Origin of the sequence: Bradyrhizobium sp. CCGUVB4N, from assembly GCF_024199945.1 — a bacterium.
GTDB lineage: Bacteria > Pseudomonadota > Alphaproteobacteria > Rhizobiales > Xanthobacteraceae > Bradyrhizobium.
Window position 1 is genome coordinate 8,677,079 of record NZ_JANADP010000001.1, and the last position, 23,378, is coordinate 8,700,456.

The following is a 23,378-nucleotide window of genomic DNA, read 5'->3' on the forward strand; positions in this document are numbered from 1 at the left end:
CCTGTCTTACTTGCTGAGAAGCGCTGCGACCTCGGCCTTGAGGAAGGCCTGATCGCGCGGATTGTTGATGGGATTGCCAGCGCGATGGCCGTGCAGCGACGGGATCGGATGCAGCACCGCCGATTTCGCGTTGACGAGCTTGCCGAGCTCGTCCTCGTTGTCGCGAACATCGAAATAACGATCGGTCGCGCCCGGCATCAGCAGCATATGCGCCCTGACCGCCGCCAGCGCGCGATCGAGATCGCCGCCGAAGGCATCGCAGCGGCTGATATCGCCGCGCTGCCAGATACCGACCTGCGCCAGCAGATCGTTGGCGTCGCGGCGCGCAAATATCGTGTCCCAGGCGCGGACGAGATAGTCTTCCAGCGAGGTGAAGCCTGCCTCGCGCCACAGCTCGTCGCGATAAAATCCGTGCGACATCGCCCAACCGGCATAGACGCGGCCCATGGCGCGATAGCCGATCGTAGGCCTTTCGACGAAGCGGCCATCGCGAAAGGCCGGATCGCCGGTCAGTGCGGCCTTCACACTTTCAAGAAACACCTGATTGTATGGCGCACAGCGCGCGCTACCGCAGACGACCGCGGCACGCGCCACCATATCAGGGTGCAGCGCCGCCCAGTGATAGGCCTGCATGCCACCCATCGACCAGCCATAGACCAGCGCGAGCTTCGTGATGCCGAAGCGCTCGGTCAGCAGCCGGTGCTGGACCGCGATGGCGTCGTGGTAGGAAATTTGCGGGAACGGCCCGTTGCCGGAGTTCGATGGCGAGGACGACAGGCCATTGCCGAACAGATTCGGGATGATGATGAAATAGCGGGTGGGATCGAGAACGCCGTCGGGCCCGATCAGCCACTCCGTGTCGAAATGCTGCGCATTGAACGAGGTCGGATAGAGGATGACGTTGTCTTTGGCCGGATTGAGTGTGCCATAGGTCTTGTAGGCAAGCTTCAGCGAAGGGAAGACCGCACCGGATTGAAGCGTGACATCGCCAGCCTCGAAGATCTCGTAGTCGCTCTGCCCGGTCATGCGTCCAAATCCCGCTCGCGCGGCCGCGGAATGCGCCCGCCACGACCACGATGCATCGATCGTGCCGGACCGGCAAACGCATCGTTGCGTCGCATCTAATAACTGTACCAATAGTACAGTTATTAGGCCAATGCAATGAAATTCTGGCTGTCAGGCGATCGCCGCGATGTATCGCTCCACCGATGCCGCGAAGGCGTCCTTCGCACCCGAGGCAATGTTGCGCCCCCACCAGGCGCCATAGATGCGGTCGAAGGCGAGCGGCTCGACGGCCGCAGCGATCCGCCGTACCGCGGCCGCGTTGAGCGGCACGTAGTTCGGATAGGAGTACATGAAGCTGAGGAAGCGGCGGTCCATCGTCACCTGCGCGATGTCGCCTGTAAGCAATGCGCCCCTGCCCTCGGCGCCGCGCGAATGGTGCAGCATGGTCGCACCCGCGAAATGACCGCCCGTGCGCAGCAACAGCAAGTCATCCGAGATGCGATGGTGATCGCCGGTCCAGTGCACGATCGACAGATGTGGACGCGTCACCCAGTCGCGATCATCGGCATGAAGATAGACCGGCACGCCACCAAATGCCTCGCTCCAGTCGGCGAGCGCGCCATAGAAATGCGGATGCGAGATCGCGATCGCTGTCAGGCCGCCGAGCGATTTAACATGCGCGATCGCCTCCGAAGTCGCGAGCGGGATGCAGTCCCACATCACGCACCCCTTGCCATCCGGGATCAGTAACGCACGCTGGCCGATCGCGAAGCTCGGATCTGAGCCGATGCCGATCAGGCCGAGATCATCGCGCCAGACGAGGCGATGGTATTCCGCCAACGTCTCGCGCGTCAGGAAGGTTTGCCCCTTCCAGTTCACGAACTGCCGTTCGTCCTCGCAGATCTGGCAGGAGGCAGGCGGCTTTTCGTTGTCCGGGAATTGTGCGCCGCAGGTTTCGCAGGTCCAGAGAGGCATGGTGGGAGCTCCATTGCGGGATGCAGCACCCTATTGCCTCAAGCCGATCATTGCGAGCGCAGCGACGCAATCCAGAGATGCACCCGCGGAAAGACTCGGGATTGCTCGCTACGCTCTCATCGACGATGTCGAGGCCCGATCGTTTCAAACCGACCCCGGACTCGCAGAGAGTCAGACCCTCACGTCCCAAAGCTCTTCTGAACCGCCTTGTCGAGGGTGTCAGCCCCGACGAAGCGCTGGCGCAGCTCGCGCTTGAGCAGCTTGCCGCTCGGGTTCTTCGGCAGGCTGTCCACGAAGATCACGCGCTTCGGCACCTTGAAATGCGCCATCTGGCCGGCGCAGTGCTGGATGACAGCGTCTTCATCCAGCTTCTCGCCGGTCTTGACCACGACGATGGCCGTGACCGCCTCGATCCAACGCGGATCGGGCAGGCCGACCACGGCGACTTCGGAGACCGCGGGGATGCGATAGACCATCTCCTCGACCTCACGGCTGGCGACGTTCTCGCCGCCGGTCTTGATCATGTCCTTGACGCGGTCGACCACGGTGATGTGGCCTTCGTCATCGACCGTGGCAAGATCGCCGGAGTGAAACCAGCCGCCGGTAAACGCCGCCGCGGTCTTCACGGGATCATTGTAATAGCCGGAGAGAAGATGCGGCGAGCGGTGCACGATCTCGCCGACCTCGCCGACCTCGACGTCCTTCATCGACGTATTCACCACACGCGTCTCGACATTGAGCACCGGCTTGCCGGCCGAGCCGGCCTTGCGCAGCTGATCCTCCGGACGCAACACTGTCGCGAGCGGTGCGATCTCCGTCTGGCCGTAGAAGTTCCAGAATTTTACCGCGGGTAGGCGGCGCTGGAGCTCGAGCAGCACCTCCACCGGCATGATGGAGGCACCGTAATAGCCCTTCTGGAGCGTCGAGAGATCGGTCTTGTCGAAATTCGGCGAACGCAGCATCGCGATCCAGATCGTCGGCGGCGCGAAAAACGAGGTGATCTTGTGCGCCTGGATCAGCGCCAGGATGTTGTCGGCGGTCGGCTTGCCCGTGATCACGCCGGAGGCGCCGAGATAGACCTGCGGCCCGAGGAAGACGTCGAGCTGGGCGCAATGATAGAGCGGCAGCGCGTGCAGGAACTTGTCGTCCACGCTCATGCCGCCGTCGATGATGCAGCTGACATACTGCCACATCACGGCTTCGTGGGTCAGCATCGCGCCCTTGGGCAGCGACTCCGTGCCGCTGGTGTAGACGATCTGCGCGAGATCGCGGCTGTCGACGGACGCCTCGAGGAACGAGCCGTCGGGATCAAGCAGATCGTCGAAAGTGGTGAGGCCCGCGGGCGCCGTGGCGGGATCCTCGCCCGGCAGCCAGATCATCTTTTCGACAGCGCAATCCTTCGCGCTCGCGGCGCGCGCCGGCTCAACGAAATCCGGACCGGTCGCGAGCAACTTTGCGCCGGAGCTCTTGAGGATGAAATTGATCTCGTCCGGATTGAGCATGAAGTTAATCGGCACCAGCACCGCGCCGATCCGCGCAACCGCGAAGCGTAGCGCGGCGAAAGCATGGGAATTGCGCGAGAGAACGGCAAGACGATCGCCCTTCTTCACGCCGAGACCGAGCAGGCCGCGGCCGAGCCGGTTGCAGATCGTATCCATCTCGGCAAAGGTCCAGCTCACGCTGCCGCAGCTCACGGCGAGCTTGGCCGGCTCGCGACCCGCGGAACGGCGCAGAAGATCGCCGATGGAATGCTCGCGCGCCTTCGAGATGGTGGCTGCGATGTCGCCGGTCATGTGTCCCTCCATGTGATGGCTTTGCTTGTTCGATTTCTTGCTTGAAATCTTGCGTCTTGTGCTTCTTGCGGATGATCTTGCCGGAAAACCGCTTCACACGTTTCCGGATCATGCGACGCTATCTGCGCCGGACCGCCTGCGCGTGCTCCATGTACATGTGCTCGACCGACCGATCGAGCGAGGCGATCTTCTCGAACCCGCGGCGCCAGTCCTGCAGGTGCCGGCGCGTCCAGAGTACGCCGGCCTCGCGGTCGCGTCGACGGATCGCGTCGATGAGATGGCGGTGCGCGGCAACGAGGCGCGGGCCGCCTTCGGCGACACCCGTCACGATCATCTCGGTGGTCGGATAGAACAATTGCGCCGCCGGCTCGCGCGCGAGCTGGAGCACGCGGTTCTGCGAGGCCTTTGCGACCAGCACATGGAATTCTGCGTCGCATTCCGCAAGCGCCGCGGGATCGCCGACCACCGCCTCGCTGCGCGCAAGGTTCTCGCCGAGTTCGGCCAGATTCCCCTCCGTCGCCCGCTCCACCGCACCTTCGATGCTGGCGACCTCCAACGTCATCGAGGCCTCGAAGAGCTCGCGAAACGTGACCTCATGCAGCACCAGCGCGCGGCTGAGGCGGCTCGCGAGCTTGCTGTAGCGCGGCAGGCAGGCATGCAGGCGGCGCGAGGAATCGCGGCGGATCAGGCCCCCCTCCTCCAGCACGCGGATGCCTTCGCGAATGGTCGAGCGGTTGACGCCGAACTGCCGCACGAGGTCGTGCTCGGTGCCGATGGGATCGCCTGGCTTGATACGGCCATTGACGATCTCGCGTTCGATCGCGTCGGCGACCTTCTGATAGGCCGGCGCGACATCGATCGGACGGAAGAGCGGCGAGACTGGCAAGATAGCCCCTAATGGCGATTGTCCGACAAAGTATAGGAGCGACCGAAAAGCGCGTCAAACCCGGTTATAAATGTTGCATCTGCAGCAAATTGACTCCTGCGAAACCCCGCTCTAGCTTTGTCGGACAAAGGGACGGAACAGTCCCGCAAGAGGAAACGTGTCCATGAGACCTATCGCAGCACTCATGTCTGCGGCCGGCCTGCTGTCGGCTGCCCTGATCGCTCCCGCCTCCGCCCAGCAGACCCCGCTCAAGATCGGCGTGCTCTCCGACTTCTCCTCGGTCTATTCCGACATCGGCGGCCAGGGGAATGTCGAGGCCACCAAGATGGCCATTGAGGACTTTGGCGGACAGATGTTCGGCAAGCCGATCGACATGGTCGCGGCCGACGTGCTCAACAAGCCGGACGTCGCCTCCACCATCGCGCGCAAATGGTGGGAGACCGAAGGCGTCGACATGATCATCGACCTGCCGACCTCGGCCACTGCGCTTGCGGTGATGGAGCTGTCGAAGCAGTACGAGAAGATCATGATCGTCACCGATGCGGCGAGCTCCGACATCACCGGCAAGTCCTGCTCGCCCTACACCGCGCACTGGACCTACGACACCTATTCCAATGCCCATACCGTCGGCAGCGCCATCGTCAAGAATGGCGGCGACAGCTGGTTCTTCCTCACCGCCGATTACGTGTTCGGCCATTCCATCGAGCGCGACACCGGCGATGTCGTGCGGGCGGCGGGTGGCAAGGTGCTCGGCAGCGTCAAGCATCCGCTCAACACCGCTGATTTCTCGTCATTCCTGCTCCAGGCCCAGGCTTCGAAGGCAAAAATCATCGGGCTCGCGAACGGCGGCGGCGACACCATCAACGCGATCAAGCAGGCCGGCGAGTTCGGCATTGTCGCCGGCGGGCAGAACCTGGCGGCGATCGTGATGTTCATCTCCGACGTGCACAGCCTGGGGCTGAAGCTCGCGCAGGGGCTGATCATCACCGAGGCCTATTACTGGGATCTCAACGACAAGACCCGTGCCTTCGGCAAACGCTTCATGGAACGCGTCAAGCGCATGCCGACGATGAACCAGGCCGCGACCTACAGCGCGACGCTGCATTACCTCAAGGCCGTGCAGGCCGCCGGCACCAAGGACACCAAGACCGTGATGGCGAAGATGCGCGAGTTGCCGGTGAAGGACGCCTTCACCGACAACGGCATCCTTCGCGAAGACGGCCGCATGGTGCACAGCATGTTCCTGTTCCAGGTGAAGAAGCCCGAGGAATCCAAAGCTCCCTGGGACTATTACAAGCTGCTCGCCGAGGTGCCGGCCGACCAGGCCTTCCGTCCACTCAAGGACGGCGGCTGTCCGCTGGTGAAGTAACGCTCACGACGACGGACCTGCATCGCCTTGCGCGGCGCAGGTCCTCTAGCGGCGACGCAATTCCGACGGGCTGTGTCCGAACTTCCTGCGAAACACCGTGCTGAAATATGACGAGGAGCTGAATCCCAGCTGATAGGCAACCTCGGTAATCGACAGGGACCGCAACTCCGACCGTGTCAAGACGTCGTAGCAACGCTGCAACCGCCGATCCAGGATCCATTCGGACACCGAGACATCCGTGAGCCGGAAGAGATAGTGCAGATGCCTGAGCGAGACGCCATTGCTCTTCGCGATCCTCTCCAGCGACAGATCCGCGTCGGTGAGGTGCGCTTCGATCCAGGCCTTGACCGAGCGCAGCCGGGCCTGCTGCGCGGCCGCGTCCTCGGAGAATTCCTCCCGGTCGCCCATGTCGAGCGCAAGTGCCAGCACGTCCATCAGTTCGCCGCCAAGCCGCGCCCTTGCGATCTCGTCCAGCTGCCCGCCTTCCTGAGCAAGTGTCGTGCAGAACTCGGCAGCGATCCGACCCAGACCGCGACTCGTCGTCATCGTGGTGATGACAGGCAGGCGTCCATCGCTGAAGCGCTCCGCGAACTCCGTGCGGGGTATCTCGAGGTAGAGCGATCGTACCTTGCCGATGCATTCGAGGTCATAGGCCTCGGAAGCCGAGAAGACCGTGCTCATTCCAGCGTTCGAACGCATGGTCTGGCCGGCCTGAAGGACGTTGATCCTGCCTTGTTGAACGAATTCAAGGTAGTAGCAATCCTTGTCGAGCTTTGCGATGTGCCGCTCGCGCCGGGAGATGCGCTGCTCCGACAGCAACACGTCGGTCATCGTGATCGCGCCGAATTTCGCCTCACGTATGAAGCCCTGATAATCGGATCGCGCTTCCGCATTGACGTCGACATGAACGTAGACGTCGCAAATGGCACCTTGCCACGCGGCGAAACGTTTGGACGGCTCGAGGTCGTCCGTCGAGAATATCAGGTCCATCGTGCGCCCATCCGTTGCAAGGCCATGATGAACGTCGTTTGTGCGTCGCACAAGCCGGCCCGACTGCGAAATTCTAGATGGCCGCCGCCTACGCGCAAGACCGGTTTGCGCGGACAAGCAAAAGCTTTGCGCTCCGGAGCAAGCCGAGTCCGGGCATGTGGCCTATGAAGAACAAAAATCGCCCAACGGGATAGGCAGGAAACGTTCGCTTGCATCAGGACAGATCAGCTGCCGCACATTCCTCCGTGCCGCTTGATTGGCGGTGTCCGTGAGCGCGCCCTCGCTGATCACGACGCGGTTCACGCAGCCGATCCAAACCATCGCCGACATCGAGGCGCTGGAAGGTCGGCCTTACGATTCCCTCATCCCCTCCCGCAATCTGCATGATCTCTTCGAAGCCACGGCGCGCCTGCATCCCGACCGGCCCGCGCTGACGGTGCTGACCAAAGGCTCGCGCGAGCCCGGCGATGTCACGCTGACGCATCGGCAATTGCTCGCGGAGATCACGCGCGCGGCCAATCTCTTTCGAGTGCACGGAATCAATGAAAGCGGCGGCACCGTCGCATTCCTCTGCCCAATCCTGCCACAGCTCTTCCCGGCACTGCTCGGGGCCCAGATCGCGGGCGTCGCCAGTTCGATCAACTATCTCCTGACCGAAGATGCGATTGCCGATCTGCTCGAAGCACAGGACGCAACTGTCCTGGTGGTCGCGTCCGAGGCCGCCGATCGCACGATCTGGACCAAGGCGGTCAATGTCGCGAGCCGCGTCCCATCGCTCAAGACGATCTTCGTGGTCGGTGCGAACGGCCGCCTCTCCGGCGGCGCCACGAGCTTCGATGAGGCGGTCGCAACCATGCGCGACAGCCTGGACTTCGTGCCATCGCAGGATCGCGACACCATCTGCGCGCTATTTCACACCGGCGGCACCACTGGGCGACCGAAACTTGTCCGCCTGACGCATGGAAACCAGATTCATGCCGCCTGGAGCTTTGCGCAGGTCCACGGCCTGGATGAGCTCGATGCCGCCATCAACGGCTTCCCGCTGTTTCATGTCGGCGGCACCATGACGCTCGGCCTGTCCATCCTGGCGGCCGGTGGCCACGTGATCATTCCCTCGCCCTACAGCCTCAGAAGTCCGGATGCGATCCGCGACTATTGGCACACCGTCGAGCGGTTTCGTGCGACCATCGTGAGCGGCGTGCCGACCTCGATTGCCGCGCTGGCCGAGGTGCCGATCGGGTCTTCCGATGTCAGTTCGGTTCGCATGGCCCTCACCGGCGGGGCGGTGGCGCCGAAAGCCGTCAGCGAGAGGTTTCAGGCGCGGACCGGGATCACGCTGTTCGAGACCTACGGCATGACGGAGACCGCGGCGGCGATCGCGTTCAATCCCGGCCGCGGCGCGCCGGTGCAGGGCAGCGTCGGCTTCAGGGCGCCGTTTGCGCAGACGAAAATCGTCGCGCTCGATGATACCGACCTCGATACGGAATGCCCGCCGCTCACCAGCGGCCTCGTGCTTGCGAGGGGACCGCAAGTGTTTCCCGGATATCTCGATCCCCAGCACAACAGGGGCGTGCTCACCGCCGACCACTGGATCGTCACCGGCGATGTCGGCTACCTCACCCCGGACCAGCGACTGGTGCTGACCGGACGCGAGAAGGACCTGATCGTCCGCAGTGGTCACAACATCGACCCCGCCGCGATCGAGGACGTCGCCAATGCCTTCCCCGGCGTTCAGATGAGCTCAGCCGTCGGCATGCCCGACGCCTATGCCGGAGAGGTTCCCATTCTCTTCGTGGTGCCGTCGCCCGGACAAACCATCGACCTGCCGCGGCTGAGCGAGCATCTCGAACGCAACGTGAATGAGCCTCCCGCCCGGCCGAAGCGCGTCGTGCTGCTCGAGACTCTCCCCGTCACCGCGGTCGGCAAGATCTTCAAGCCCACGCTTCGTGACCTCGCTGTCCGGGAAAAAGTCCGAACCGAGATTGACCGAATCTTCGGGCCCGACACAGCGGCAGACATTCTCGTCGACAAAGACGCCAGACTGAATACGCTGGTCCACATCTCGATCAGCTCCAACGACCAGGACCTGGTGAAGGCCCTCACGGAAAGTCTGACACCGCTTCCGCAGACCTATCGCATACGGACCCGATCGTCATAACGGACCCACAGAGGCCGACGTCGAAGAAAGGCAATAAGGGGATGAAGCGTTTCCGGTTCAATCAGCAGGAGATCGTTTTCGCCGTCTTCGCGCTGCTGTTCCTCGTGTTCTCGATCTTCCTCAACGGTTTTCTGACGGCAGAGAACATGCTGACGCTGCTCCAGAACGTGGCAGTGCTCGGCATTCTCGGCCTCGCCATGGCGATCGTCGTGATCGGCCGCGGCATCGACATTTCGCTGATCGCGGCGCTCGCCGTGCCCCCGGGCCTCGTGCTCCAGATGGTGCAGAACGGCCATTCGCTACCCTTCTCGCTGCTGACCGCGGTGCTGCTCACGATCGCCTTCGGCCTCGTCAATGGCTGGCTGATCGCCTATGCCGAGGTGCCCTCGCTGTTTGCGACGCTGGCGACGGGGCTATTGCTCGCCGGACTCGGACAAGCCGCGCTGTTCCAGCTCGACGTCGTGCAATGGAGCCCGGGCATGAACGGCTTCGAGCGGCTCGGGCAGGGCACCGTTCTCGGCATTCCGACGTCGATCTGGATGTTCGCGATCGCCTGCATCGTGGTCGCGTTCCTGCTGCGTCAGACCCGCTGGGGCGCCTATATTTATGCGATCGGCGACAATCCCTACGCCGCGCGTGTCACCGGCATTCCCTCACGCCCGATCATCGTCCTGCAATATGTGATCACCGCACTGATCGGCTGCTTTGCCGGCCTCGTGCTGGCGGCCTCGGTCAATTCGATGCCGACCCGCATCTTCAACTCGACGCTGATCTACGACGTGATCCTGGTTGTCGTGCTGGGCGGCATCGGACTGTCAGGCGGCCGTGGCGGCGTGCTGAACGTCATCATCGGCACGCTGCTGATCGGCACCATGCTCAATGGCATGACCATCATGGACATCTCCTACGCCGGGCAGAATTTGATCAAGGGCGTGGTTCTGCTGCTCGCCGTCATCACGGACTCTTTCCTGAATCCGCGCAACGAAGAAACGGCACAGCAGGGCGATATCTGAACGACCGACAAGAACGACAATGACAAATACAACCAAGGAGGAAGCAATGAAGACCTTTGGCAACCCGACACGGGTGACCCTCGCCGCACTGGCTCTCGCGGCACTGACCGGACCGGCACTCGCTCAGCAAGGCCTGGACGAACCATTCCAGAAGCCGTTCAAGGAAGCGCTCGCCGGCAAGACCGTGGCCTATGTGCCGGTCGCCATGAACTTCGACCTCACCGAGGGCTGGTACGCCGGCCTGAAGAAGGAGCTCGAGCCATTCGGCGTCAAGTTCGTGATCCGCGATGCCAACTGGAACACCAATGCCGGCGCGCAGGCCGTCACCTCGTTGATCTCCGAGAAGCCGGCGGTGATGGTCGTGCATAATCCGGACGTGCAGACCTATGCCAAATTGCTCCAGCGCGCCGAGAGCGAAGGCATCTACGTCATCCAGATCAACATGGGCTCGGCCTACCGCAGCTCCGCCTTCGTCGGCGCCAACTGGGTCGAGATCGGCGAACGCCAGACCGAAGGCGTGGTCAAGGCTTGCGAGGGCAAGTCGAACAAGATCGCGATCATCCAGGGCGCGCTGTCGGCGGCCGCGAGCGCCTACACGCTGAAGGGCGTCGAGAACGTGCTCGCCAAGCATCCGGAGATCAAGGTGGTGTCGAGCCAGGCCGCTGACTGGGATGCCGCCAAGGCCAAGGCAATCACGCAGACGGTGCTGAAGCAGAATCCCGATCTCTGCGGCATCGTCGGCTTCTGGGACGGCATGGATATCGGCACCGCAGCGGCCGTGAAGGAAGCAGGTCTCACCGGCAAGGTGTTTCTCGCGACATCGGGCGGCGGCGAGCGGAAGGGCGCCTGCGAGCTGGTGAAGTCCGGCGCGTTCGACCTCAACATGAGCTACGACGTGCCGACCCAGGCTGCGCAGATGGCCGGCACCATCAAGTGGCTGCTGTCGTCGGGCGCCAAGCCTGGCTCGATCAAGGGCTCGGAATACACCACGCTGATTCCGATCACCAAGGAGAACGCCGACAGCCAGACGGCCTGCTGGAATCTCAGCGACCTCAAGAAATAGTTCGACGCTGACGCACGCGATCCCCGGGCGCATCAACGCCCGGGGACCCTCCGCCCGATAATTTCCATGCCCTGCTGGAATGCCGATGCGCGACACAATCACAAGCCTGCGTTACCGCTACTGGCCTGACCATCTCCTCGGTGAAATCCTGTCCAAGCGATGGACCGAGACTGCCATCCCGGTCATCCTGCTCCTGATCGTGGGCTTCGCGTTCAGCCGATCCATCGACAACTTCCTGTCACCGGCGAGCCTCGCCGACACCGCGCGCCAGGCCGGAGAGATCGGCTTCATCGCACTTGGGCTCGCGCTCGTCGTCATCGTCGGCGGCATCGATCTGTCCGTCGGTTCGATCTTCGCGCTGACGGATTTCTGCGCGCTCTATCTGCTCGACGTTGCCGGCTGGCCGGTTCCGGCCGTGGTGATCGCCACGCTGCTCTGCGGTGCGATGCTCGGCGCCGTCAACGGCATCCTGGTCGGATATCTGCGGCTACGCGCTTTCATCACCACGCTGATCACGCTGATCATCTATCGTTCGGCTTACGATCTCCTGATCCAGCGATACTCCAACGCCATTGCCTCAGCTTTCCCCGACATCCCGTCCTGGGATTTCATCGGCGCAGGCAGCATCTTCGGCATCCCGACCGTGGCGCTCGCCTATATCGCGATCGCCATCTTCGGCCACATCTTCATGACCCGGCTGCGGCCGGGCTGGCACATCACCGCGATCGGCGGCTCGCGTCGTTCGGCCTACAATTCAGGCATTCCCGTTCGCCGCACCATCGCGCTCTGCTACGTCGCAAGCGGCGCGCTGACCAGCGTCGGTGCGCTGTTCTTCGCCTCGCGGCTCGGCACCGTCGGCGGCGACATCGGCGTCGGCCTGGAAGTGATCGTGCTGACCGCGACCGTGCTCGGCGGCATCACGCTTGGCGGCGGCAAGGGCTCGGTCGCGAAATCCGCAGTTGGTGTCCTGATCGTGCTCCTGATCACCAACGGCCTCACAACCATGAACGCGCGCGGCGGCGTCAACCGCATGGCGCTCGCCGGCATTCTGCTCGTCGCAGCCATGGTCGACATCCGCTGGCAGAAGAACCGAACCCGCATCATCAGCAAGGTCTATGTCGCGCCGACCTACCACGAACTGCCCCCGCCGCCACCAACCGAAATCGGACAAGGCGGCCCGTTCGAGCAGAACGACAAGCTGCGTATCGTCGAGGCGATCGGCCTTGGCCGCATCGAGGCGCCGGAAGACGTCATCCTCGATCGCCACGACAACCTCTATGCCGGCTCACGCCATGGCGACATCATGCGCTTCCTCGCGCCCGACTACGAGAAGATGGAAGTATTCGCCCATATCGGCGGCCAGCCGCTCGGCATGGCCTTCGACCGCGAAGACAATCTCTATGTCTGCATCGGCGGCATGGGGCTCTATCGTATCAAGCCTGACGGCACGGTGGAAAAGGCGACCGACGAGACCAACCGCAGCATGCGCTCGGTCAACGATGACAGCCGGCTGCGGCTCGCCGACGACCTCGACATCACCGACGACGGCCTGATCTTCTTCTCGGAAGCGACGGTGCGCTACGAGATGGACGAGTGGCCGATCGACGGACTGGAGGCCCGCGGCAACGGCCGCATCATCTCCTACGACACCAAGACCGGTACCACGCGTACCGAGCTGCGCGGCCTCAAATTCCCGAACGGCATCTGCGTCGCCAGCGACGGCCAGTCGATCCTGTTCGCCGAGACCTTTGGCTGCTCGATCAAGCGCTACTGGTTTGCTGGACCGAAGAAGGGCCAAGTCGAAGTGGTCATGGACAACCTGCCCGGCTACCCCGACAACATCAACCTCGCCTCCGACGGCAATTACTGGCTGGCACTGGTCGGGATGCGCAGCCCTTCGCTCGATCTCGCCTGGAAGATGCCGGGCTTCCGCCGCCGCATGGCCAAGCGCGTGCCGGTCGACGAATGGCTGTTCCCCAACATCAACACCGGCTGCGTGGTCAAGTTCAACGAGCAGGGCAAGATCGTCGAATCGTTCTGGGATCTGCATGGCGAGAACCATCCGATGATCACATCGATGCGCGAGCATCGGGGCTATCTCTATCTGGGCGGCATCCTCAACAACAGGATCGGCCGCTACAAGCTCGACAACGCCGATCCGAACTTCGTCCAGTATGACAAGCGATGGGGGAAGCTCTCGTGATCGCTGCCGTCAAAGACTTCGCCAACCGCTTTCTCGGGCGCGGCGACGCCACCATCACCGTGCCGTCCTTCGACGGCGCATTGAAGCCCAACCAGAAGCTGGAATCGGCCGAGACCTTGCTGACGTGCGAGGCGCCGGAGGATATCGCCACCGAGGGAAGCAACCTCTTCATCGCTGACGGCCGGCGGCTGATGTGCCTGAGCGGCGGCACGGCATCGGAGGTACGCAGCTTCGAGCGGCCGATCTCGGCGCTATGCGCTCTTCCCGGTGGCGGCCTGACCGTCGCACTCGGCGGGCGCGAAGTGCGCGTTTACGCAAGTCCCTCGGCGGAGCAGCCGCGCGTCGCGTTCACCGATGCCGCGTTCAACGCCGTCAATGCGCTGGCATTCGCGGAAGACGGCACGCTGATTGCAACCGACGGCTCGACGACATGCGGCGTCGACGATTGGGCGCGCGACCTACTGGAGCTCAATCGGACGGGCCGCGTGTTCAAGCTCGATCCCGGCAGCAAAGCCGTGACCCGATTGGCACAGGGGTTCGGCTATGCCTTCGGCACCTGCGCCCACGGCAACGCCATGCTGGTCAGCGAGAGCTGGCGTCATCGTCTCGTTCTCGTCTCGCCCGGCGCATCCCCAAAGGTCGTGCTCGCTCACCTCCCCGTCTATCCGTCGCGACTGACAAAAGCTTCCGGCGGCGGCTACTGGCTCACCGCCTTCACCGCGCGGACCCAGCTTGTCGAGTTCGTGTTGCGTGAACCGGGCTACCGGCGCCGCATGATGGCCGAGATCGATCCGGCCTATTGGGTCGCGCCGCGGTTGCGCTCCGGGCGCTCGTTCAAGGAGCCGATGCAAGGCGCGCACATCAAGACCATGGGCGTGATCAAGCCGTGGGCACCGCCGCGCTCCTACGGCCTCGTCATCCGTCTCGATGCGGATGGCCAGCCGCTCTATTCGCTACACAGCCGGGTCGACGGCATCAATCACGGCGTCGTTGCAGCCATCGAGATGGGCGGCGACCTCGTCCTGATCGCCAAGGGACCGGGCCGCGTCCTGCGATTGCCACTTGCTGGCCTTGCCGAGGAGTTTCGCCCATGAGCGACATCGCACTCTCGTTGCGCAAGGCCACAAAACTCTACGCCGGCGTACCCGCCATCGACGGGGTCGACTTCGACCTCCGCCGCGGCGAGATCCACGCGCTGGTCGGCGAGAACGGCGCCGGCAAGTCGACCCTCACCAAGGTGATGGCCGGCGTGGTGACATTGACCTCGGGGACGATGACGGTCGACGGCGCCGATGTCGCGCCGAAGACGCCATTGGAGGCACGCAATCTCGGCATCGCCATGGTGTTCCAGGAGAACAGCCTGGTGCCGACGATGACGGTCGCGCAGAATTTGTTTCTCGGACAGGAGAAGTTCTACAACCGCCTGCGCGGCATCTACATCGCCGCGCAGCAATTCCTGCAATCGCTCAATTTCGACGTCACGCCGACCGCCACCGTCAGCGGCCTCGGCGCAGCCAAGAAGCAGATGGTCGAGATCGCGCGCGCAGTCCTGCACCGCGCCAAGGTCATCATCTTCGACGAGCCGACGGCATCACTGACGCCGGAGGAGAAGAAATACTTCTTCGACCTCGTCCGCGACCTCAAGAAGCGCGGTGTCTCGATCGTCTTCATCTCGCATGCTCTCGAAGAGGCGCTGCTGCTGGCCGACCGCATCACGGTGCTGCGCGACGGCAAGCATGTCGTGACCGACGATGTCGCCAAGTTCGACCGCGCCGCGATCGTGCAGGCCATGGTCGGGCGCGATCTCTCCAACACGCTCTATGGCGCGCGGAAGAGCACCGTGAGGCCAGCGGGCGCGCGCGTGCTCACGGTGCAAAATCTGAAGATGGCACCGATGGTGAAGAACAATTCGCTGTCGGTGTTCGCGGGCCAGATCACCGGCGTGTTCGGCCTCGTCGGTGCGGGCCGCACCGAGACGTTCAAGATCGTTGCGGGCGTGCTCAAGCGCGATTTCTTCCATGGCGGCGAGATTCTGCTGCACGACCAGCCGGTGCGCTACCGGGTACCGGCGCCGGCAGTCAAGGCCGGCATCGCCTATGTCACGGAGGATCGCAAGGTCGAGGGCTTCTTCGAGACGTCCTCCATCGCGCGCAACATCTATCTCGGCCTGCTGTCGAAGTTTCCGAAGGGCCGCATGATGCTGTCGCGGCGGGAAACCGACACGGTCGGCAAGACCTGGATCGAGAGGCTCAAGGTTCGTGCCATCGGCGACGACGGCAAGGTGGTCGAGCTGTCCGGCGGAAATCAGCAGAAGGTCGTGATCGCGAAATCGCTGGTGCAGGAGCCCGATTTGATCATCTTCGACGAACCGACCCGCGGCGTCGACGTCGGCGCCATCGTCGAGATCCACGAGCTGATCAACCGGCTCGCCGACGAGGGCAAGGCGGTTGTCGTGATCTCATCCTATCTGCCCGAGATCATGGCGCTGTCCGACCGCATCCTGGTCTCACGCCAGGGCAAGGTCGTGGAGGAGTTCTCCGCGCTGGAGGCGACGGAGGAGAAGATCATGTACGCGGCGATCCACTGAGGGCGGCCGCTACAGCTTGTGCCCCTTCTGCCGCAGCGCCTCGATCAGGCGCTGCTTCAATTGGTCGGCGGCCTTCTGGCTGACATCCTGGGCGATCTGCGTGGTCGCCTGCGCCAGCGCATCGGATTGCGCGAGCAGCTTTTGTCCGACCGGCTGGGCGTAGAACGCCTCGATCTGGCGCAGCTCATCCAGGGTGAAAGTCGCGGCATAGACGGCGGCGATCTGGTCGACCATCGCGGCGAAGAACGGCGCGTAGATCTCGGCACCGGGGGCGGTCATCGCGTCATAGTCGCGCTCGATCTCGGGCCTGTCCTGCGACACCACCGGCCGCAGCTTGAGCAGCAGCTGCGGCAGCAGCGCGCGATACTGATCGGCGATCTTGAGCGTGACGACGAGCTTGCGCGCCGCAGCCATCGCCTCCGGCGACGGCGTCTCCGCGGACGCACCGCAGGCGAGGAGCAGGAGAATGCCGGTGATCGCTAGCAAACGTCTGGACATGGACCTCTCCACTCAGCGGCTCGCATTGGCGGCTGGCGCGCTCTCGACGGCGGTCTCGGGTTCGTCGACGTCGGTCACCTTCACAAACAGGTTCGGCACCCGCTCGGCGCGATCGAGCACCCAGGCGGCGGCGATCATGATGACGATACCGGTGAGCGAGACGGCGAGCTGCTCCCACGTGCCCTTGGTGTATTGGGTGAGGATCCAGTGGGCGGAGAACGACAGGAAGACGCCGAGGCAGAAGATCGGCAGCGAATGCTGGCCGCAGAGGATGACCGGCCGCAGCCACACCGTGTGCAGCGCCTTCCATTTGCGCGAGACGAAATGCGTCACCCAGATCGCCAGCGCCAGGAAATGCGTGAAGCGCAGCATGTCGAGGTCGGTCTTGTCGATCGGGTAGATCGCCTTGATCATCCATTTCGGGATCATGGCCTCGAGCGCGGGGACGTGCCAGGTCATCACGATCAGGAGGGCGAAGACGAGCCACGCCGCGGCCAGCGCCATCGCCGTCTTCGACCAGACCAGGGTCGAGAACTTCTCGATCTGGCCGATGCCGCACCAGGCGGCGAACACGAACATCAGCTGCCAGCAGAACGGATTGAAATACCAGGTCGTGCCGGGCGGATAGGAGGCGATGTTCCAGTCGAACCAGCGCGACAGCACGTAGAGCACGACGGACGCCGCGAGCGTCAGGTTCGGCCGGCGCACCAGGCACCACATGATGAAAGGCGAGGCGAACACCAGCGTGATGTAGAGCGGCAGCACGTCGAGATTGACCGGCTTGTATTTCAGCAGGATCGCCTGCCCGATCAGCTCGTCCGGATGCGCCAGGAAATTGAACACGTTGAACTCGTGCTCGTACATCGGATTGTCGAAGCGGCGGGCGGTGCGGGCGATCTGCGCCGTGAACAGCAGGAACAGCATGATGTGGGCGACATACATTTCCGTCGCCCGCCGCCACAGCCGCTTCAGTGCGGCGAGGAACCAGCCGCCGGCGACAATCGGCCCGTAGATCCAGCCGACCAGATAGCCGGAGATGAAAACGAAGAACTCGGCGGCATCGCTGAAGCCGTAATTGCGCAGCGTCAGCCAGGCCACGACGTCGTGCGGGATGTGATCGAGGAAGATCATCCACAGCCCGATGCCGCGGAAGAGGTCGAGCCGCAAGTCGCGCTCGATCGGCGCCAACAGTGCTGACTGGTCCCGTATGATCATGGCCCCCGCCTCGTCCGGTGGGCGTCGCGCCGTCGCGGCGCCGATGAAGTCGGATGCTAAAATAGATCAATCAAATCGTCACCTAACCCGGCGACTGGAAACCGGACGGTAGCCCACCTTGAGGCCCGCGCAAGGGACTTTGTCATGACAACGCGCGGGCCCTCCCACAAAAGGCGACCAAAACAACCCCATGCACAGTAGCTAAGTGCTTGCGTTATTTACGAAACCTGGTCGACCCGTCGGGCGGGACCGCCGCCGGTCGCGCGCAGCGGCTCAACTCGGCTGATCGCCCGCGGCGCGCATGCCGTTCAGCATCGCTTCGGCCTTATGCAGCAGCGGCTTCGCCCCGCTCTCGGAGGCGATCGCGATTGCGGCGCGCAGCGCGGAAAAGATGATGGTCCGGTTCTCCTGGTTCGTCGGCGGCGTCACCACGGCCTCGCCGAACAGGGCCTCGGCCTCGAGGCCGGAAAAACCCTGCTGGCGCGCGGTATTGCGCGCCTCGCGCAGCATGTTCTGCGCCGCCTGGGCATCGCCGAGCCGGTTGGTCGCCAACGCCAGGTAGATCGACGAGCGCAGCACCGCCGAGGTGTAGCCGACGCTGCGCGCCTCTTCGCGCGCCTCGGCCAGCATGCCGCGCGCCCGGTCGAACAGACCCTGCTCGAGATAGGCGATGCCGAGATGGCAGCCGAGCACCGGCACGAACAGCCGGATGCCGTGTTTTTGCGCCAGCACGAAAGCCTGTTCGAGGATAGCCGCGCCTGCCGCGGGATCGTTGCGGCCGAGCTTCAGCCAGCCGCCGCTATAGGCTGCCGCAACGCGGTCATAAGGGCGATTGGTTTCTTCCGCGATCGCATCGGCATGCCGCTGCATCTGTTCGGCGACGTCAAGGTCACCCATGACGGTGTGGTTGATGCTGCCCATCATGCAGCAAAGCAGCAACGCGTATTTCGCTGTCGTCCCGAAAGGTGCACTCGCCTCCGGCCCCATCAATTGGGCGCGGGCCCGTGCGAACAAACCGTCCGCCTCGCGATAGCGGCCGGCGAGGAAGTACACCTGACCGAGGCCGTATTGCGCAGCGTTGAGCCAGCCCGAGCTGTCCGACTGCTCTGCGAGGCCCACGACTTCCTCGTTGAGCTTGATCGCTTCGGCCGGCGAACCATAGAAATTCTGCGCTGCTGCCATGACCGTCATGGCCGCCACCTTCCGCCCGATGTCGTTGATCGCATCGGCGCGACGCTCGGCTTCCTTGCCGAGGTTCAGCCACTCGGACAGGTGGCCGGATCCAATGAACGCCGCGCGGGCCTCGATGCGAATATCCACGGCGCTCGCTTCCCGGGCGGGGGTAGCCAGCGTCATATCCAGCGATCGCATCGCGGTCTCGAAATAGTCTGCAGCATCAGTGAACGCGGATCGCGCCAGGCATTTTCGCGCCGAGGCCCGGCCATAAGCGAAAGCCTTGTCCCAATCCTTGGCCCGCGTGGCGTGATAGCAGAGCTTGTCGGAATCCTCGGCCTCGCTGCCTTCGAGTGCGGCGAGAATGCGCGCATGGATGTCCTCGCGCACCTTTTCGACCATCGAGTCGTAGGTGACCTGGCGAACCATCTCGTGACGGAACTCCAGCGAATCCTCCAGTTCGCTGTCGATCCGGACCAGCAGCTCGGCGCGATCGAGCGAGACGAGGCAGCCGTGGAGGGCATCTTCGGGCAGGATCGCAATCTTGCGCAGTATGGCCTCGCTCGACCGCGCCCCCAGCGCGGCCGCGATCTGCAAGATGGACCGTTCCTGCTTCGACACACGGTCGAGCCGCGCCGCGATCACGCCCTGAATGCTGGTGGGAATACCGAGCTCGTCGATCGGACGCACCAAAGCGAGGTCGCCCCACTCGCCGCGCAGGGTGCCGCTGTCCTTCAGCCCGCGGCAGACCTCCTCGATGAACAGCGGCACGTTGGCGGTATGGGAGACGATCCGGTTCTTCAGATCGGCGTTGGTCGCGGACGATCCGAGCATGTCGGACAGCATTTCCAGCCCCGAATCGTCGTCGAGCGGCCGCATCGCGACGACCTCGGCGTGGCAGCGCGCGATCCACACCGGCATGCCGTTCGGGCGAGAGGTGAGCAGCACGAGGAGATCGGGCACTGCCAGCGAAGCGATGGCGGCCACGACGACATCGCTGGCCCGGTCGATCCAGTGCAGATCCTCCAACAGCAGGATGGTCGGCTGGCGGCTGGCGAGGGCCTGGATCACGGCGCAGCTCGCATCGGAGATCACGCGTCCGCGGGCATGAGGCTCGAGCTCGTCCCATTGCGGATTTGCGATCGGCACATCGAGCACCGCGTCGAGGGCACTTTGCTGGATCGCGGATAGGTCCTTCAGGGGACTGCCGGACTCCCTCGCGGCTGCGTCCATGGCCGACAGCAGGATTCGCTTGAGCGTGCTGAAGGGCGCTCCTTGTAGATTCGGGCTGCATTCGGCGTCGATCAGGCGCCAGCCCTCGGCCCGGAGCTTCTGGGCGAACTCGTGCGCCAGCCGCGATTTGCCAATGCCGGCATCGCCGAGCAGCAGGACGGTCTGCCGGCTGGCTTTGGCCTGCCCGGCCGCGCGGTCCAGCAGGGCTCGCTCGGTGGTCCGATCGACGAACCGGGAGACGCTGCGGGCGCGCCGGACCCGCCAGCTCGACAGATCGCTGGCGCCGACGATTCGGTAGACCGTCACGGGCTGGCTGAAGCCGCGCAGGGATTTGCCGCCCAGAGATTCGAACCGGACATGCCCGTCGGCAAGACTTTGACAGGCTTCCGAGACGTAGATCTGGTTCGCCTCGGCCTCCTGCTCCAGCCGCGCGGCCAGATGCTGCGCGGCGCCGCCGATCTCGTAGACCTTGGAGAATTCGCTGGCGACCATGTAGGCGACAACGTGGCCTGAGTGGAGGCCGACCCGGACCTGAAGGGCGGGATCGCCGAGGCTGGCGACGCGCCGGACCAGCTCGATCGCGGCATGACACGCCAGCGGCGCGTGGTTGTCGTCCGCGATCGGGGCGCCGAACACCGCGGCAAGCCCGTCGCCCAGCTCCTTGCTGACGATGCCGCCGAATTGTCGGACCGCGCCGCGCATGGCGGCCAGGGCCGGCTCCAGGCGCGAGACCGCCGCCTCCGGATCCAGCTCGGCGACGAGGCCAGTGGAATCGATCACGTCGGCGCGGAGGATCGTGACGAATCGACGTTCGCTGTCGGGATCAGGGCGCCGGACGGCCGTGCCGCATTTGGGGCACCGGCTATCGCCCGGGGCGAGCGTCGACTGACATGCAGCGCAATGCATTCCCGTGCTCTCAAGTGATTCCAAAGGCACTGTCGATCGGGCTCCCACGCGCGGATCGCAACAAGATCGCTTATCGAACCTTGCTTAGCAACGCCTAGTAATAGGGCAGCCGATCCATCCCCGGCGGAGTGCTGGCCAAGCGGTTGCTAATCTGGACGATTCACAGTCTGTGGTGGTAGCCTCATGAATGTCGCGCGAAAAAGAGGCTGCGAATCGTGGGCTGCCAAGCACTCGTTCGAGCCGGCGAGTTTCGCAGAGCGGCATATTTCCCGGGGAAGCCAAGGGACTCATTGAGGGGCAAACATATGGGCATGCGAGTTTATACGGGCCGGCCATTTAAAGATCTGATGAATGCAAATTACTTTCCTTTGGAGAACATGAAGAAGAGCGTCAAAAAGCTCAAAGCGTCTGAAAACATTCACCTGCCGACTCTGGAATATGGCCAGTATCATTTGATCCTGGTGCCGAAGAGCAAGTGGCCGCAGGGCAGCGCGAAGCACTGGCAGAAGGAAAAGGGCCGCGCCCGCGTCGATCTCACCAACCAGCCGAACAAGACGCCCCTGTCCAAGGACGAGCCCAAGGTCGTTCCGCTGACCCGATGCGCGCTGCTCGATGCCTGCGTCCGCAAGTGCTTCAATTCGGAGCCGCCGATTCCGATGAAGACCAACATCATCACGCACGAGGCGACCGACCGTAACGCCGACCAGCACGAGATTCGACTGGAGTGGGAGTACGAGGGGAGCAGCAAGACGCCGACGCTGCTCAACCTGACGATGGTCTGCCCGCACAAGCCGGCCAAGTCCTGATCTCGCGGCAAACCTGACAGGTCGACGAGGAGGAAGGTCCGATGTCATCGCCACCTCGCTCAGCGGCGAATGCGTTGCTCGACGGACCGATCCTGCGTACACTGCTCTCGCTCGCTTGGCCGAATGCGCTAGCGTTTTCGGCCGGCACTCTGGTTGCGATCGCAGAAACCTCGTACATCGGCAAGCTTGGAATCGAAGCTCTGGCGGCGATGGCGCTGGTGTTTCCTTGCGTGATGTTGACCATGAGCATGTCCGGCGCGGCCATGGGCGGCGGCGTAGCGTCGGCCATCGCCCGGGCACTCGGTGCCGGCGACCACGACCGGGCTGAGAACCTCGCCACGCACGCGCTCCTGATTGCGATCTTCTTCGGCCTCGTCTTCATGCTGGGCATGCTGGTCGGCGGCCGGAAACTGCTGGAGCTATTGGGCGGCCAAGGGGACGTGCTGGCACTGGCGGTCGCCTACAGCCAAGTCTACTTCGGCGGGGCCGTACTCACCTGGCTGGTCAATATTCTGGCCGGTGTCCTGCGCGGCACCGGCAACATGAAATTGCCCTCGATGATGATCGTCAATTCCGCGATCTGCCAAATCATCCTTGGCGGAACGCTAGGTCTTGGTCTCGGGCCTGTCCCGCAATTCGGGATGCCGGGGGTCGCAACGGGATCTTTGATCACCTATTCGATCAATATCGCGATCATGAGCTGGTACCTGTTCTCCGGCCGGGGGCGCATCGTTCCCCGGCTGCAGGGGTTTCGCATGCAATGGGCGTTGTTTGCCGACATCCTCAAGGTTGGTGCTGTCGCTTGTCTCTCCCCGCTGCAAAACACGCTGACCAACTTAACCCTCACCCACCTGCTGGCCATTTTCGGCACCGCCATCCTCGCTGCTTACGGCATCGGCGCGCGCCTGGAATACGTGCTGGCGACCATCGCTTTTTCTGTCGGTATCGGCTCGGTCCCGATGATTGGCGTGGCGATCGGCGCTGGGCGTATCGCGCGTGCCCGGCGTATTGCCTGGACGACCGGCCTTGTCGCGCTCGTGGTGGTTGGGGCGCTCGCGTGCGCGGTCGCTCTCCTTCCAGACCCGTGGGTTCGCCTCTTCACCGACAACGCGGAAGCGCATGCCGACAGCCGGCAGTTTCTCCGGACAGTCGCACCGTTCTACGCCTTCATCGGGCTTGCCTCGGCGATGTACTTCTCGTCACAGGGCGCCGGCAATGTGCTCGGTCCCGTGCTGGCGCAAACGGCGCGCCTGCTCTTTATCGTGCTTGGCGGCTGGTATCTGACGTCGCAGGCGGCGAGTGCCGCGAGCTTTTTCTCGCTCACGGCAGCTTCGATGATGTTGCTCGGCCTTCTCTCCTGCGCATCAGTTGCGTTTACCCGCTGGGGACCGCGCACGACCAACGTGAAAGGCCAACTGAATTTGGCGAACGCTGGCGACAAGTGAGAGCGCAAGGCCTGCACAACAAAATCGCCCTCAGCGTTGCCTTAAGATGCGGCGTCAACG

At 63.6% G+C, this 23,378-nt stretch carries 17 protein-coding genes; 9 read left to right on the plus strand and 8 right to left on the minus strand.

The window, feature by feature from the left end:
* Positions 1–6: 6 nt before the first annotated feature.
* From NLM31_RS40490 to NLM31_RS40505, 4 genes are all read right to left on the minus strand, one after another.
* On the minus strand, positions 7–1,026 hold the full coding sequence (locus NLM31_RS40490; protein WP_254134731.1) for an alpha/beta fold hydrolase: 1,020 nt from the start codon (positions 1,024–1,026) through the stop codon (positions 7–9).
* Positions 1,027–1,176: 150 nt separating this feature from the next.
* On the minus strand, positions 1,177–1,980 hold the full coding sequence (locus tag NLM31_RS40495; RefSeq protein WP_254134732.1) for an MBL fold metallo-hydrolase: 804 nt from the start codon (positions 1,978–1,980) through the stop codon (positions 1,177–1,179).
* 179 nt (positions 1,981–2,159) lie between these two features.
* Positions 2,160–3,773: an acyl-CoA synthetase gene (locus tag NLM31_RS40500; protein ID WP_254134733.1), complete on the minus strand. Its 1,614-nt coding sequence runs from the start codon at positions 3,771–3,773 to the stop codon at positions 2,160–2,162.
* 118 nt (positions 3,774–3,891) lie between these two features.
* Entirely contained in the window at positions 3,892–4,659 is a 768-nt protein-coding gene (locus NLM31_RS40505; RefSeq protein ID WP_254134734.1) for a FadR/GntR family transcriptional regulator, read from the minus strand.
* A gap of 163 nt (positions 4,660–4,822) precedes the next feature.
* Here NLM31_RS40505 and NLM31_RS40510 point away from each other — a divergent pair, with 163 nt between their 5' ends.
* Positions 4,823–6,028 (plus strand): ABC transporter substrate-binding protein, encoded by a 1,206-nt coding sequence (locus NLM31_RS40510; protein ID WP_254195836.1) that lies wholly within the window; start codon positions 4,823–4,825, stop codon positions 6,026–6,028.
* A gap of 45 nt (positions 6,029–6,073) precedes the next feature.
* On the opposite strand, the gene NLM31_RS40515 is transcribed toward NLM31_RS40510, so the two are convergent.
* Entirely contained in the window at positions 6,074–7,018 is a 945-nt protein-coding gene (locus NLM31_RS40515; RefSeq protein ID WP_254134736.1) for a helix-turn-helix domain-containing protein, read from the minus strand.
* 268 nt (positions 7,019–7,286) lie between these two features.
* Between NLM31_RS40515 and NLM31_RS40520 the strand changes: the two genes are divergently transcribed.
* From NLM31_RS40520 to NLM31_RS40545, 6 genes are all read left to right on the plus strand, one after another.
* The gene (locus NLM31_RS40520) at positions 7,287–9,176 is read left to right on the plus strand and encodes an AMP-binding protein (RefSeq protein WP_254134737.1); all 1,890 of its coding nucleotides are present in this window, start codon (positions 7,287–7,289) and stop codon (positions 9,174–9,176) included.
* Between the two features lie 41 nt (positions 9,177–9,217).
* Entirely contained in the window at positions 9,218–10,189 is a 972-nt protein-coding gene (locus NLM31_RS40525) for an ABC transporter permease (protein WP_254195837.1), read from the plus strand.
* 46 nt (positions 10,190–10,235) lie between these two features.
* Complete coding sequence (locus NLM31_RS40530) at positions 10,236–11,252, plus strand: sugar ABC transporter substrate-binding protein (RefSeq protein WP_254134739.1); 1,017 nt, start codon at positions 10,236–10,238, stop codon at positions 11,250–11,252.
* A gap of 79 nt (positions 11,253–11,331) precedes the next feature.
* Positions 11,332–13,455: an SMP-30/gluconolactonase/LRE family protein gene (locus NLM31_RS40535; protein ID WP_254134740.1), complete on the plus strand. Its 2,124-nt coding sequence runs from the start codon at positions 11,332–11,334 to the stop codon at positions 13,453–13,455.
* Complete coding sequence (locus NLM31_RS40540; protein WP_254195838.1) at positions 13,452–14,549, plus strand: hypothetical protein; 1,098 nt, start codon at positions 13,452–13,454, stop codon at positions 14,547–14,549. Before NLM31_RS40535 ends, NLM31_RS40540 begins: the two co-directional genes overlap by 4 nt.
* The gene (locus tag NLM31_RS40545; protein ID WP_254195839.1) at positions 14,546–16,042 is read left to right on the plus strand and encodes a sugar ABC transporter ATP-binding protein; all 1,497 of its coding nucleotides are present in this window, start codon (positions 14,546–14,548) and stop codon (positions 16,040–16,042) included. Before NLM31_RS40540 ends, NLM31_RS40545 begins: the two co-directional genes overlap by 4 nt.
* Before the next feature lie 9 nt (positions 16,043–16,051).
* Here the strand turns inward: NLM31_RS40545 and NLM31_RS40550 are convergent, their stop codons facing one another.
* The 3 genes from NLM31_RS40550 to NLM31_RS40560 all read right to left on the minus strand — a co-directional run bounded on the left by NLM31_RS40550 (position 16,052) and on the right by NLM31_RS40560 (position 21,067).
* Positions 16,052–16,540, minus strand: coding sequence for a DUF2059 domain-containing protein (locus NLM31_RS40550; RefSeq protein WP_254195840.1), 489 nt, complete (start codon positions 16,538–16,540; stop codon positions 16,052–16,054).
* Between the two features lie 12 nt (positions 16,541–16,552).
* Positions 16,553–17,755, minus strand: coding sequence for an OpgC domain-containing protein (locus NLM31_RS40555; protein ID WP_254134744.1), 1,203 nt, complete (start codon positions 17,753–17,755; stop codon positions 16,553–16,555).
* Between the two features lie 273 nt (positions 17,756–18,028).
* Positions 18,029–21,067, minus strand: a complete 3,039-nt coding sequence (locus NLM31_RS40560; protein WP_254195841.1) for an AAA family ATPase — start codon at positions 21,065–21,067, stop codon at positions 18,029–18,031.
* Positions 21,068–21,372: 305 nt separating this feature from the next.
* On the opposite strand from NLM31_RS40560, the gene NLM31_RS40565 reads away from it, so the two are divergent.
* Together NLM31_RS40565 and NLM31_RS40570 are read left to right on the plus strand one after the other, a co-directional pair.
* Positions 21,373–21,873, plus strand: a complete 501-nt coding sequence (locus tag NLM31_RS40565; protein ID WP_254134746.1) for a hypothetical protein — start codon at positions 21,373–21,375, stop codon at positions 21,871–21,873.
* Between the two features lie 41 nt (positions 21,874–21,914).
* Positions 21,915–23,318, plus strand: coding sequence for an MATE family efflux transporter (locus NLM31_RS40570; RefSeq protein ID WP_254195842.1), 1,404 nt, complete (start codon positions 21,915–21,917; stop codon positions 23,316–23,318).
* The last annotated feature ends 60 nt before the right edge of the window (positions 23,319–23,378 follow it).